A 13,629-nucleotide genomic window follows, 5' to 3' on the forward strand; every position below is an offset into this window, starting at 1 on the left:
CTTCCAATAAATACTATGAAAGCAATCATTCACTCTTAATCTAACCTTGGTTAGCCTTTTCTAATCATTTTAACATTGCGTGAGATTAATGTCAATTTTTGTCGAGCAGCAGCAAGTATCCCCTATTTGTTTTCATGCCATAAAAGCACCTACGCTCTGATTCCAATCAGCATTCACAAACTAATTCTTCTTTCAAAAGAATACCTCCTCTTAACCGAAACACTTGATCCGCCTCTGATGCCAATTCATTCGAATGTGTTACTACTATGACACATTTTCCATAGGTATGGGCACTTTCTTTTAAAATCTTAGTAATCTCTCCTGCTGTCTCTTCATCAAGATTTCCAGTCGGTTCATCGGCAAGTATAATAGAAGCATTCGATGCAAGTGCTCTGGCTATAGCGACTCTCTGCTGTTGTCCTCCTGACAGCTTTAACACATTTCTGGTTGCTTCATCCTTTGTAATCCCTAGTTTCTCCAAGATTGGAAACGGATCTTCTTTCGACGTTAAAGTTACATTCTCTGCTGCAGTCATATAATCAATTAAATTGTAGCTCTGAAAAATAAAGGTCACATTGTCTCTGCGGTGTTTCTCCAAACCAAGCTGACTAATATTTTTTCCTACACATAGAATCTCTCCTCCAGTAGGTACATCAAGTCCTCCTAACAAAGACAACAATGTTGTTTTTCCACATCCTGACGGTCCTACAATTGCATACATCTTTCCCTCCTCAAATTCCATATTAATATCTTTTAAAACACTCCTTGAAGAATAATAATGAAATTCTACATCTTTTGCTTCTATTACTGCCATATTGATACCTCTCCTTTTTCTTATTTTCTATTCTATTTTCACATTTATTCTGTCAGCATTTCGACGAGATTATTTACCAGTGTTCCCAGCCATTGCTGATCATCTTTTGTCTGTACATAAATTTCTTCTTCAGCACTTTTTATTACCACTTGTTTTTCCTCACCTTGAATCAACACATCCCATTTGAGCCTTGATTGGTTTTGATTCAACGAAAATAGAACAAGATCCTTTTGCAAACAAGTACTTACAAATGATTCTATATCTGTTCCAATTCTATTTCTTGCAAGAAGAGTAAAGTCATCTGTTTGTAAGTCGTCCGTAATTCCAACAGCTTGTATCATATGCTCCTCCCATAGCCATTCAATAAAAGGAACAAATTCTTCTTCATGTAATCCCTGACATAGAACAACCGGCTCATCAAAGATTTCCAACTTAGTTTTCTCCGGGTATTTTAACTGCTCATAGGCCAATGCCGTTCCAAAACTATTTTGAATTTCTGTTAAAATTCGTTCTTTTCCTCGAATTCCTTTATTAATACAGGTATTAAGGAGACTTACAACAATTGGGACCGCATAACTATTGCTTTGTCCAAATGCCACAGGCTCATTTTTAAATTCCAGATTGGCATTTGCCACAAGATCTAACCCGAAAATATTTTCTTCTAAGGTTCTTATTTCGCCCGGTTTCAATCTTTCCTTCCAATCACAGGTAACCCCTATGACCGAATCCATGGCTGCCGGCCAAGTTATTTTGCAACTGTTATCCGGAGCTGCTATCAGAATGATGCCTTTCTCATTAAGTGCTTGAATGACTCCACTTAATTTTTGATAATCTTTTAGACATGTTGTCCCTATACTCATGCTGATAATATCCGGCTCGAAATTATAGCAGAGTTCCAAAGCTTCTACCAAGCGTTCAATCGACACTTTCTTTTGCTCATTCTCTAAAATAACAATATTTATAATCTCATAGTCCTCTGTACGTGCTTCCAAAATTTTCATGCAAATGGTTCCATGCTGATAGGGTGGCATTTCTGCTTCCGGCTCGCACAAAAAAAATGTTTGAATCTCTAACTTTTTCTTTAACAATTCTTTTTCAATGATAGTATCAATGATTACGATCTTTGCCATGCATTTCTTCCCCTCTTTCAACCAATCGTCCCTCCGATAATTCAAAGATCCGGTCCATCCCTTCCAGGTTCGTATAACGATGTGTAATCATAAGGATAGTTTTATCTTTTAATTCTTCCTTTATAAGTCTTGTAAAATCAGCATCTGACTCTACGTCCATATTTGAAGTTGCTTCATCCAAAAGTATGATTGGTCTGTTTTTCAACAAAGCTCTTGCCAATGCAATCTTTTGCTTTTCTCCTCCTGAGACCTTTGATCCATTTTTCCCAATTGTCTGGCTGATTCCATTCGGAAGTGACTGAACAAATTCCGATAGTCCACTTTTCTTACAGGCCTCTTCCATTTGATCTGGTTCTAATTTCTCCCCTAGGCTGATATTGTCTCGAATACTATCTGCAAAGAGATAGACATCCTGACTGACCAATCCAAACAAGTTGCGATAGTCCTTTATCTGATAAGCTGATATCTCTTTATGATTCAATCGTATCATACCTTCTGCCGGTTCTAACAACCTGATTAATAATTGAAATAACGTGGTTTTCCCACTTCCATTCTTTCCAATAATCGCTATTTTTTCTCCTCGTTTTATTTTAAAATGAATTTGCTTCAAAATCTTTTTTTCTTCATACGCAAACGATACATTTTCAAATTCCATTTCTTCGAACTGCTCAGGCCTTATTGGATCACCTTCGCCAGATTCCTCATCGTCATCAAGGAAAGAATATAAACGTACTGCTGAAGGCAGAATTCCGGCAAAAATCATTTTCATATCTAACAAGGCGGAAATCGGTCCTGTCACATACTTGCTATAAGAAATAAAGGCAATTACACCTCCAATTGTTAATCCATTGGTACATACCAGATAACCTCCAAACAGATAAAGAAGACAGGTAATCAGCCATTCCAGAAAACCATCCAAACTCATATTAACAGCATCTGTCATTTCCATATCTTTTTCTAGTTCGAGTAACTTTTTTTGTTCCTTAATATAATGCTCTTTTTTTGCATACTGAAGATTCCACATCCTTATTTCCCGTATTCCATTAATCATATCACCATACCAGGAACTTAGTTGATTACTGCTGGTAATGCACGCACCTACTTTTTTCTTTTTCTTTTCTGACAGTAGTTTAGCCAGACCAAATTTAATAGGGATGATTAAAATTACGACCAGAGTCAGTTTCCAGCTGATATAACATAGACCGATAAATCCACTGATGATTCTTAGAACAAATTGTACCAGATACATAATTCCCCGATCCGCAACCATACTGACCCGATCTACATCTGTGGTGATCCGCTCCAAAATCTCATTACTATTGGATTCTTTATAATAGGAATATTTAATTTTCAATAATTTTTCAAACACATCAGCTCCGAACTGAAGTCTGATATGATTTCTTATCCTTAAAAACAACCTGGATTCTCCGATTCCAATTAACTGTTCGACTGCTGCAAATCCAAGCAGCAACAAGGAAAATGTCAAAATCATCTGCATATTTTTTTGAAGCATACCTTTATCTGTTATTTGGGCGATTAAAATCGGTGATAAGAAGGAGGTAGCCGTCACAATAAGATAACATAGAGTTATTCCACCAATTTCCCATTTATAATGACTCATACTTTTTAAAATTTTTTGCAGGATTCTTTTTTCTGTATTTTTCATATTCTGCTCCATTTATATTTCTACTACTTCCACTATATTATTCACTCATCTGGCTTAAGATATGTTTGGGCTTAAACCGCATCACAGCCAAGAGCGAAACACCTACGGCTAAAAGAACAATCCCCATTTCCAATCCAAAGGATACAAATAGTGTCTTCATATCCGGAAAGACTTGAAGACCGGAAAGACTTTCTGCGGTTTCCTTCGTCACACTGTTCTTCATCCACTGCTCTAAAGTCGTTCCAAAGGCTGCTACTACAATAACAGCAGCGAAAAAGGAGGTGATTCCGATCAATAACTTTTCCCCTAACATCTGTAACAGGATTTCTCTCTTACCAATCCCTCCAGCAAGATAAATTCCGATTTCCTGAATCCTCTCCCTTGCCCATAGAGTTAGTACCAGAGCCAGCACGAAAAGACTGATAAAGATAGTAGCCTTTTCCAAGATCTTCATCACGGAATCTAATTGTGTCAGACTTGCAGCACTTTCCTGATATTTTTTGTCATTCTTTGTCAACTGTTGTTTTGTAACCTCATACTTCTCTTGAATCTGTGCTAGAATAGATTCCATTTGTTCCGGGTCTGACAAGAAGAACTCCGCATTGTCATTGACCTCCCCCGTTTCCAAGCCATAAAGTCTGGTCTGAAGCCAGTCCCCTGTAACCGCATCCGTAAAAATCATATTGGCATATTTATCGGCTTCTGTGGATTTATCACTGACTAAATCTGTTGTTTCAATGGAATAAATTCCTACAATCTCTACTTGTTTTTCTTCATTGATGCTCTCCTTTTTCTCAGGTGCCAGTTCCTCTGCCAGCCAAAGCGTTATCGAATCCCCGACGGATAGCTTATTCTGTTTCGCAAGGTCTTCTGAAATCAAACACGCATTACTATCGTCACGTTCCAGCTCTCGGCCTTCCTTCATCTTCACCTCTCCGTCTCTGAAAAAGTGAACATTGGAACTCGCATTGCAGCTGATGACCCGCGGTACCTTCTCCCAAATCTCCCCGGAACCGGCGAAATGTCCCGGAATCAGCTGCAGATCTTTCGTAGCTGGACTTGAAATGCTTGTGGTATTATAAGAACGAATGCCCTTCATTTTCCCCACTGCATCTGCCAGTTCCTGCGTTACTTTCTTTCCTTCCGTCTTTTTTATTTGGAAACTAGCTCCTATGGAAGACGCCAGCTGTCGCTTTCCTTCTCTCGCAGCTTCTTGAATCACTAAGGAAGAAAGTAGTAATGTAGTAGTTAAAAATAGAATCAAAAACATCCCTACTGTCCGATTACGGTTTCGTACCAGATAGGTAATTGATCTCCATTTCCAGTTGCTACAATCATAGTGATGAGAAGCCAAAACCTTGTCCCAGCGGGAATATCTCTGCTTTCTCGCTTCCTGTACTTTCTTGTCCCGCTTCTTCTTCCATCCTGTTTTTATTCTTACCGGAATACTTAAGTTCGAATACAATTCTCTTGGACTCATTTCGATCAGCTTTTTACCCGGGATCAAAGTTCCAACAACACATAGAACAACGGAACTCAAAGCCACTATAACAATTGGCATCCACCCTACATGAATACTCCAATCTTTTAATAAAATCTCTTCCGCTCCTCCACTGCTTCGAAAAAGAAGTTGTCCTAGTTTTGGTGCGACTATAACGCTCAAGATGCTGGACACCCCAACTGCAGGAATCAGACAAAAAAACTGTTCCAAGAAATACTGACCCAGAATCTGCTTCTTTCCTATTCCGGATGCAAGGTAGATTCCGGTTTCCCGCTTTCTTCCTTCTATCCACATCTTCTCCAATAGAAGCAGGAGGGCAATCCCTCCACCCAGGATGAGGACTGTCAGAATCCAGGTGATGATACGCATGTTGTTTAATGCGTTGGCACTTTGGGCGAATGCTGTATTATCTTTGTATATCTTAAAATAAGTTTCATCTACTACTTTTTTTTGAATCAGATTTGATATAACCGAATCTAACTGATTTGCATCTTTTACGAAAAATGTGGCATTTAAATATTTATGTGGTTTACTTTCTTCCGTATCATATGTTGCACATGGATCTTTTAATTCGTCTAAAAACCGAAAAGTACCAAAAATAATATTCCTAGGAATAGAATCTTCTGGTGTTAATTTTGAATACTCTCCTCCCACATTTATGGTATAAATTCCAACAATTTTGCACTTGTATGGTCCATTTTCATTTATAAAATAGTCTTCTTCCTGCATTTTCATAGATTCTGAGTCCCATGAACATTTTTTTTGTGAAAGTTCTATGAAATCACCAATTTGAAATCCATTTAACTCAGCCAATTGTTTTGATATCAGTATTTCATAAGCATCCTTCCCAGAAGGAAATTCTCCTTCTGCTAACGAATAATTACCTGAGCGAAATTGTACTGCCTTTGAAATATCAGCATGTCCCTGTAATCCAATTTGATTTCTTGCCATCCTCCCATACCACAATAAATCTAATTCATTTGCAGGTAGTTCTTCTTCTTTCTGACCATCGTAAAAAAAACCATATTCATCCGACCAGAGTCCAGGAAAAATTTTTCCATTCTCCAAATACATTGGAATATTTCCATAAAGATCATAACTTAGTAAACCCTCTTGCTCCATTATATCGGATACAAGTGCTTCATCTACATCTGGACCAATATAAAAACTGGTACCTCCACTTAAAGCAGGTTCAAAATGCCAATTTTCCTGAACATTTCTATCATGTTTCCCTTCTACCGCAAAACAAGCTCCCGTTTTTTCTCTTAACGCAGCTAAAGTCTTTTCAATGTTAACTTGAGTCGTAATAGATAGTATCCCCATGAAAGTGATTATGAATAAAATTCCTAAGACAATAACTGTACGGACTCTTTTTCTAATTAAGTATAAAACTAAACGCTTTGTCATATTCTTCCATCCCTTTTTCTATTTTACATTTATTCAAATTAAATTCGGCAGAAAAGAAAAATATTTCTTCTCTGCCATATTTTCTATAAGCACATGTATAATTTTATTTTGTTTATTTTATCTTGGATTACTGAAATTAATATTTATATTTTTCTGCCAAGTTTCCTGAGTCCTCCGAGGTGTTGGAGCACCAAAACAATCATAAACTACACAAGAATAACACTTTGCATTTGCCCCTACACTTACTAATTCATTTCTTACTTTTTTGTTTAGTTTTTTCATTTATATTCCTCCATATCTTCTTTAGTTGATTTTTTACATGTGCTAATATAGATTTTTAAGTTACTGCAAAAGACTTATATTCTTTCACTTATTTCTTTACTTAATCCTTCAACCGTAAAACTTTGACAATCCATACTTTCTATTATTTCATAAACTGGATAATGATATTTCCTATGTAATTCATCTAGAATATAAAGCCAATCTACTAAAATTATCCCCAAATAATCCTCTAATAGATTAGACTTCTCATCATCTATTTTTATTCCACAGATTTCTTCTATTGTTTTTGTAATAGTACTCTTTACTTTCCTGTGTCTATCCATATAATTAAATCCTCTCATATATATTTATAAATTCTTCAATTATTTTTTGTATCTTTAAAACACAACTATCTACTTCAATAATATTTGGTATACTCTGTTCTTTTCCATCCTCATTTTGTAATCTTTTCAAAAATAATTCATCCAGAAAAAAATAATCCCATGATTCACTCCCCATATTATATTCCGTACGTTGTCTTGCACTAAGCAACATTTCAATCTCAATTCCATATTTGTAAAAACAATACTGACGAATATTATTTAAATAAGACTCTTCATATGATTTTGTATAATATAAATTCATAATACCACTATCAATATCCAGAGCATTTGAAATTACATGTGTGTACTCTGAAAAATGGTTTTCACCCTTTTCTCCCATTTTCATTATTCCTCCAGGTATTTCAAGCAAAATAAGATCTGGTTTTTCCTCCATATATAAATCATAAATATAATGATTCATTGAAAAGATTTTATCTTCTAAACTAACATTTAACTTCGATAAACTATCAGGATAGCTGTAAAACTCAAATAATCCTCCTAATTCATTGGATGAAACGACGAGACTTTTATATCCCATTTTTTCTATTATTTGATTTGTCATTAACAAAGTTTCAAATTTACTGCAGTTAATTCCTTGTCCTAAGATAGCAATAATTGGTACTGGAACCGAATATCGTCGTTTTTTATAAATATCTTCGTTATAAAAATGTACATTTTTAATTCTATTTTCATTTTGTGTTTTTAGATACCATAACGGTATTCCTTGCTTTTTTAACTCTTCTAGCTTTTCTTTATATTTCTCGAAAATTACTCCTTCTTCAGGATTTAAAACCAACAATTCATTCGCTGTTTCCTCATACTCTTTATTAATTTTATATTTTTCCTTTAACTTTTCTAATCTTTCTTGATCCTCCGGAAAAGAAAGAATATTTACAATTTTTCTATCTTTCAGCATTTCTTTGTATTTTAACAAAATATCTAAATCTCTATGATATGGAAATATCATCATACTCTTCACGATTAAACGCCCCCTCAAAATCACATCCTAATTCTTTCAATACACACAATTCATACAGATTTTGCAATACCTCTTCTTTCTTTTCCTGACATACTTTTAATTTATTTCTTTTGCATTGTTTCTCTTCTCCAACACACTCTATATTGTCAATACACATCGAACAATTCTGTAGATTCCAACACTGTTTGCATTCTTCTTCTGTAATCTTTCCTATGTTTAATAATTCTTTCAGTTTATTTAATCTAAATCCATTTTGAATGTCACCAATACAATGAGCATCAACCATCTCGTCCACTTTTTCACATGGAAAGAATTTTCCCTCTACCGTTATAAAAAGCCTTTGAATTCCTGGTAGACATGGACCATTGTGATGACATTCTTCCGTTAATCTAGTTTTTTTACTCATTTCTTTATAAAATTTTAACGGAACTCCTATACCTTCTCTTACTATTTTACTAACACTGGATAATTTAACTTTATAAGTCAATGCCAATAACACTTTCAAATACTCAAATTTACGTATACAAAGTGCTTCTTTACTATAAGGAATTACTTCATCTAAATCTTTAGGTCTTAATAAATTAAAAGAGATATGATTTTCTTCTAATAGTTTATCATTATCAAAATATTTTTGTACATTTCTCACATCTGCCTGAGGATTTACAACTGTATTAAACATTAAAGTAGTGCCATACTCTGGATATCGTTCCTTAATTCTTTTTACATTCTTCATAATATCCTGAAAAGATCCTTTTCCTGAAGCATATTTTCGGTTGCAATCATGTTCTTTTTCTGCTCCGTCGAGACTAATTAATGTCTCAAACTTTTCTTTCTGAAGAAAATCCACAACTTCATCTGTTAACAGGGTCCCATTAGTTGTCATAGCAAATCTTAATGGTTTTCCTTGAATTTTATCTTTCGCATATGCTACACATTGTTTTATTAATTCAAATTCTAATAACGGTTCTCCTCCATAAAAAGAAATAATGGCTTCTTCTTTTTCTATAATTCTTGCAACGTAAAAATCAATTGCCTTTTTGGCTATGTCCCATGTCATTCTTTTATTTGAATGTGTTCTATTATTTTTATATTTACCTGAATAAGCACAATAACTACATCTTAAATTACACTGTTGCGTAACCTGTAAGATAAGCTGTCCTAATCGATTGTTCATATGATGCTCTAAATAATCTGTTTCTGGATGCTGTATTTTTTTTACTATGTTTTCCTGAAACAATCCTTGTTGTTGATACTTTTGAAATACACTACTTTTTTCTGGATTTATTCGACCCTGATTAACAAAACACAATTCCTCATATTCCTCATCTGTTACTTTTACAATTTCATTTCTATGTCTGTCATAAAAATATCCATTTCGTTTTGTTCGAAAACATTTAAATATATATTCTGTCATTTTCACACCCCTGTTAATATAAAATTTGTTTTCAATTGACATAAGTGAATTTCATTTATGCAATATATCTTTTATTTTCACATTTTTATATACTTATTTTACATAATTCTACCATTTTTTACCATATGAGTCAATGACACTAATGCATATTGTATAACATATTTTATTTTTACATGTTTTATATGTGCATTTTTATTTTCTTCTATTCACTCATCTGGCTTAAGATATGTTTAGGCTTAAACCGCATCAAGGGCTGCACTATTCTTCAGGCCATAAAAATGAGACATTTTCTTCATAGTCATTTTTCCATATCATGAATTTTTTTAAGATAATATTACATGTATTTTAAATCTCGCTTATTTCTTGCTTTTCTATCATCTTTATATTATGATTTTAATGTTTTTCAATACATAAAATTAATGATAGAAAGGAAATGAGTATGAGAAAGAGAAACATAATAACTTTAATTGTTATTTTGACATTAACCTGTAGTCTTGCAGCTTGTAAACAAAATAAGCCAACAACTACAACACCAACACAAACACAAGAGACTACAACAGAACCTGAACAAACAAAGGAGAATGCAGATAAAGCTAAACCTGAACAAACGAAAGAGAATGCAGATAAAGCAGTACCTGAAAAAGAAATGAACGATGAAAATTCTAAGAAACAGACAGAACAGCAAGAAACACAAACAGAAACTACAGAAAAAACATACGAATTAAAGTCTGAAACATTCAAAGAGAATGAAGTCATAATTGAATATCCACAGCTTACAAATTATACAGATGCCGATGCACAAGAAAAAATAAATGGAATTATCAAAGAAAATGCCTTAAGATATAAACAAACTTTTGCTGGAGAAGGAGATCCTGTCACTTATGAACTAAAGTATGAAGCGATGAAACAAGATTCTGATTTCTTAAGCATTCGATTTTTAGGATATGTGAGTTATCAACAATCATTACATCCAAACAATTTTATTTATACGTTAAATATCGATTTGAAGAAGCAATTAGTCATAAAATTAAGCGATCTTTTAACTATAAATCAAGACTTAGCTGATTCATTAAAACAGGGAAAATACATAGGACCACATGAAGAGCAGTCACCAGAACTTTTGGAATATGTCAAATCAGAACTAAATGCAACAGATAATGAAGGCTGGATTCAAAATTTGACCAATGCTGATTCTACTGATGTTAACAAAGATATCGACTATTTCTCTTATTGGACCAATAATGGTGTAGTAATCACCATTCCTGTATCTCACGCTAGTGGCGATTATGCAGAAATTGAAATTCCTTATAACAATTTAACCAATTTAAAAACAGACCACGTACTATGGAATACAATAACAAAATAAGTAAGGTTAAATAAAGAAACAAATAGCTATGAAACAATGTATCAAACATTATTTCATAGCTATTTTTAAAATAATTCAATTAACCATTTTTATAAATATTATAATAATACCCTTTTAAATCTAGAAGTTCCTTATGCGTACCCTGCTCAACAATTTCACCATGATCCATAACAAGGATTCGATTAAATTTATCAATCGTACTTAATCTATGGGAAATCACGACGCAGGTCGTATCCAATTTAAATATCTGATTCATAAAATCCTTTTCTGCTTCATTATCTAGAGAACTTGTAGGTTCATCCATGAATAATATCTTAGGATTGTGAATCAGAGCTCTAGCTAACGCAATTTTTTGTCTTTGTCCTCCCGACAAATTAATTCCCTTTTCTGAGAGAATTGTCTCAAGTCCTAAAGGCAGACTTTTTATAATTTCTTCAATCCCTGCTTTCTTAGAAACAGCATTCACATATTTATCATCGATATCTTTATTTCCAAAAATTATATTCTCTTTTATCGTACTATTAAATAATTGAGGTTCTTGTAGAACAATTCCAATTTGCTTTCTATAATCTCGAATATTAATATGATTCACATTAACTCCATCAATCGTAACATTCCCCTGTTGAGGAGGATAAAGACCCAACAATATTTTTAAAAGCGTACTCTTCCCAGATCCGCTTTTTCCAACGATTGCTATTTTCTCGCCTGGTGTAATTCTTAATGATAAATTTTTCAACGTATAATCATCAAACATTGAATATTTAAAATAAATGTTTTCTAAATTTATATCACCATCTTTTATTTGATGCGATTCTTCAAGCAATCCCTGCTCCGTATTCGTATTGATAATATCATATAATTTATTTAAATATGTTTTCAAAACCATAATATCCGTATAAGAAGAACTAAGAGAAATGACCGGCTGCATAAAGGAAGAAGCAAGCGTATTAAAAGCGACTAACATTCCTAATGTAAAAAAGCTTTCAGAAAGACTGAAGCTGCCATACCATATCAAAAATATCGGAAAGACAATTTGTATAATATTGGAAATATTAGATAAAACAGCTGACCAATTTCCTTTTTCTTTGGAATGTTTTAATTGAAGATTAAATGGTTCTTTCCAATTGGAATAAAATACTTCTTCCTTACCCATCGATTTAATCGTCATAATGCCATTAATTGTTTCATTCAATGATTTTTGAACGAGTGTCTGCTGTAATAATTCTAAATTTGTAATTTGATTTATTTTATAACTATGAAAAACGGAAACTAAAATCAAAATGCAGCTAACTACCAACACGATAATTGACAAAGAAGCAGAATAATTGAACATCATAAACAAATATATAAATATCAATAAAGAATCTATAAAAATCGACACAAAACGCTGTGTTAAAATCTGCCTGATAATCAAATTAGAATTTACCCTATATAACAATTCACCAGTAGAACGATTTGTAAAAAATGAATAAGGCAGATTCAGTAAATGAGATAATAATTTAGTCATTAGTTCATTGTCAAATAAAACTTGTAATTTTACAATCATAAAACTTCGAAACAAATTTAAAAAATAAAAAAGTACCCCAAAAAAGACAATACATATACCGACTTTATTTAGAAAACTCATATTAATTGTTGCGATCACCTTATCAATTAATTGCTGCATGGCAATTGGAATAAACAGGCTAATTGCTTGAACCAATATAGAAGTCAAACACAATTTAACTAATAACGGTTTATTCTTTTTCAAAATAGAAAGAAAATAATGCACAGAATTCGAATCTTTATATGATTGAAACTCTTCGCCAGGCTTTGCAATCAATGCACTTTGAGAAAAATTCTTATTAAATTCCTGTCTGTCAATCCATCGCCTTCCTGAGGCCGGGTCTACAATCAGTACTTTATTCCTGCCTGCTCGTTCTACTATGACGAAATGTTTATTCTCCCAAAATGCAATGAATGGGAAAAAAGACTTATCAAGCGCATCCAAATCCAGTATTTTTATCCCTTTTGATTCTATCTTAAAATCGGATAATATTTGTTTTAATTGAAATAAAGTGTACCCCCCTACTGGAACACCATATATTTCCCTTAATTTTGAAAGATTAATATTATATTGATAATGGTTACATAACATAGAAACACATGCCAGCCCACACTCGCTATGTTCCATCTGTTCTATAAAACGTACTTTCTTCATTTTTATACAACCCCTTCTTTTATCAGCTACATTATGACATGTAATTCACTTTTTTGCAAATTTTATTTACATTATTTTAAGTTTAAATATCCGCATGTCGAATTTTGTCAATAATATGTTATGTAAATATTAGTATACATAATGTATAATTATTATGTAAATATTAACAATTATATAATGTATAGGAGGAATTAAGTATGGCAAAAATTAAAAACGATTTTAACAGTCCGGTGGGACCAGCATTTGAGGATCTTTCTATTGAAGAAATGGCGGCTTTACAGGGAAGTGGACGAGGACATTCTCATTCACACTCTCACTCACATTCTTCAAGCAGTTCGGTACCAGATTCATCTTCTGAATCATCAACCTCATCATCAAGTTCATCCTCTTCAGCTCCAAGCTTTTCATTCAGTATTTCTTCAGCAATGACATTTAGACGTCGATAAAAGAGGTACATATCATGTATTTAGTGGCTTCAATTGAAGTCACTAGATACATTTACGATTCA

General features: G+C 33.3%; 11 protein-coding genes. 2 read left to right on the top strand and 9 right to left on the bottom strand.

Features of this window, described 5'->3' with window-relative positions:
* Positions 1–166: 166 nt before the first annotated feature.
* From DWV06_RS08155 to ccpM, 8 genes are all read right to left on the bottom strand, one after another.
* A complete protein-coding gene (locus DWV06_RS08155) occupies positions 167–814 on the bottom strand; it encodes an ABC transporter ATP-binding protein (protein ID WP_115481689.1) in 648 nt (215 codons plus the stop codon).
* A gap of 44 nt (positions 815–858) precedes the next feature.
* Positions 859–1,944 (bottom strand): S8 family serine peptidase, encoded by a 1,086-nt coding sequence (locus tag DWV06_RS08160; protein ID WP_115481690.1) that lies wholly within the window; start codon positions 1,942–1,944, stop codon positions 859–861.
* Positions 1,922–3,610, bottom strand: coding sequence for an ABC transporter ATP-binding protein (locus tag DWV06_RS08165; protein WP_162300607.1), 1,689 nt, complete (start codon positions 3,608–3,610; stop codon positions 1,922–1,924). Before DWV06_RS08165 ends, DWV06_RS08160 begins: the two co-directional genes overlap by 23 nt.
* A 37-nt stretch (positions 3,611–3,647) precedes the next feature.
* On the bottom strand, positions 3,648–6,518 hold the full coding sequence (locus tag DWV06_RS08170; protein WP_115481692.1) for an ABC transporter permease: 2,871 nt from the start codon (positions 6,516–6,518) through the stop codon (positions 3,648–3,650).
* 117 nt (positions 6,519–6,635) lie between these two features.
* Entirely contained in the window at positions 6,636–6,800 is a 165-nt protein-coding gene (locus tag DWV06_RS18350; protein ID WP_155522623.1) for a hypothetical protein, read from the bottom strand.
* A gap of 74 nt (positions 6,801–6,874) precedes the next feature.
* Positions 6,875–7,123 (bottom strand): hypothetical protein, encoded by a 249-nt coding sequence (locus DWV06_RS08175; protein WP_115481693.1) that lies wholly within the window; start codon positions 7,121–7,123, stop codon positions 6,875–6,877.
* A 4-nt stretch (positions 7,124–7,127) separates the two neighbouring features.
* Positions 7,128–8,141 (bottom strand): P-loop NTPase family protein, encoded by a 1,014-nt coding sequence (locus DWV06_RS08180; protein WP_115481694.1) that lies wholly within the window; start codon positions 8,139–8,141, stop codon positions 7,128–7,130.
* On the bottom strand, positions 8,110–9,555 hold the full coding sequence (gene ccpM, locus DWV06_RS08185) for a Cys-rich peptide radical SAM maturase CcpM (protein ID WP_162300608.1): 1,446 nt from the start codon (positions 9,553–9,555) through the stop codon (positions 8,110–8,112). Before ccpM ends, DWV06_RS08180 begins: the two co-directional genes overlap by 32 nt.
* Positions 9,556–9,994: 439 nt before the next feature.
* On the opposite strand from ccpM, the gene DWV06_RS08190 reads away from it, so the two are divergent.
* Positions 9,995–10,921, top strand: coding sequence for a polysaccharide deacetylase family protein (locus DWV06_RS08190; protein WP_115481696.1), 927 nt, complete (start codon positions 9,995–9,997; stop codon positions 10,919–10,921).
* A gap of 79 nt (positions 10,922–11,000) precedes the next feature.
* Here DWV06_RS08190 and DWV06_RS08195 read toward each other — a convergent pair whose 3' ends face one another.
* Entirely contained in the window at positions 11,001–13,121 is a 2,121-nt protein-coding gene (locus DWV06_RS08195) for a peptidase domain-containing ABC transporter (protein ID WP_115481697.1), read from the bottom strand.
* A gap of 197 nt (positions 13,122–13,318) precedes the next feature.
* Between DWV06_RS08195 and DWV06_RS18530 the strand changes: the two genes are divergently transcribed.
* Positions 13,319–13,567 (top strand): mersacidin family lantibiotic, encoded by a 249-nt coding sequence (locus DWV06_RS18530; RefSeq protein ID WP_115481698.1) that lies wholly within the window; start codon positions 13,319–13,321, stop codon positions 13,565–13,567.
* The last annotated feature ends 62 nt before the right edge of the window (positions 13,568–13,629 follow it).

The organism is Anaerosacchariphilus polymeriproducens (genome assembly GCF_003363435.1).
GTDB classification, from domain to species: domain Bacteria; phylum Bacillota; class Clostridia; order Lachnospirales; family Lachnospiraceae; genus Anaerosacchariphilus; species Anaerosacchariphilus polymeriproducens.

Bases quoted from the DNA above. Each gene is read 5' to 3' on its own strand.
- DWV06_RS18350 (WP_155522623.1), bottom strand. From the start codon at position 6,800: ATGAAAAAACTAAACAAAAAAGTAAGAAATGAATTAGTAAGTGTAGGG.
- DWV06_RS08190 (WP_115481696.1), top strand. From the start codon at position 9,995: ATGAGAAAGAGAAACATAATAACTTTAATTGTTATTTTGACATTAACC.
- ccpM (WP_162300608.1), bottom strand. From the start codon at position 9,555: ATGACAGAATATATATTTAAATGTTTTCGAACAAAACGAAATGGATAT.
- DWV06_RS08175 (WP_115481693.1), bottom strand. From the start codon at position 7,123: ATGGATAGACACAGGAAAGTAAAGAGTACTATTACAAAAACAATAGAA.
- DWV06_RS08155 (WP_115481689.1), bottom strand. From the start codon at position 814: ATGGCAGTAATAGAAGCAAAAGATGTAGAATTTCATTATTATTCTTCA.
- DWV06_RS08170 (WP_115481692.1), bottom strand. From the start codon at position 6,518: ATGACAAAGCGTTTAGTTTTATACTTAATTAGAAAAAGAGTCCGTACA.
- DWV06_RS08160 (WP_115481690.1), bottom strand. From the start codon at position 1,944: ATGGCAAAGATCGTAATCATTGATACTATCATTGAAAAAGAATTGTTA.
- DWV06_RS18530 (WP_115481698.1), top strand. From the start codon at position 13,319: ATGGCAAAAATTAAAAACGATTTTAACAGTCCGGTGGGACCAGCATTT.
- DWV06_RS08195 (WP_115481697.1), bottom strand. From the start codon at position 13,121: ATGAAGAAAGTACGTTTTATAGAACAGATGGAACATAGCGAGTGTGGG.
- DWV06_RS08165 (WP_162300607.1), bottom strand. From the start codon at position 3,610: ATGAAAAATACAGAAAAAAGAATCCTGCAAAAAATTTTAAAAAGTATG.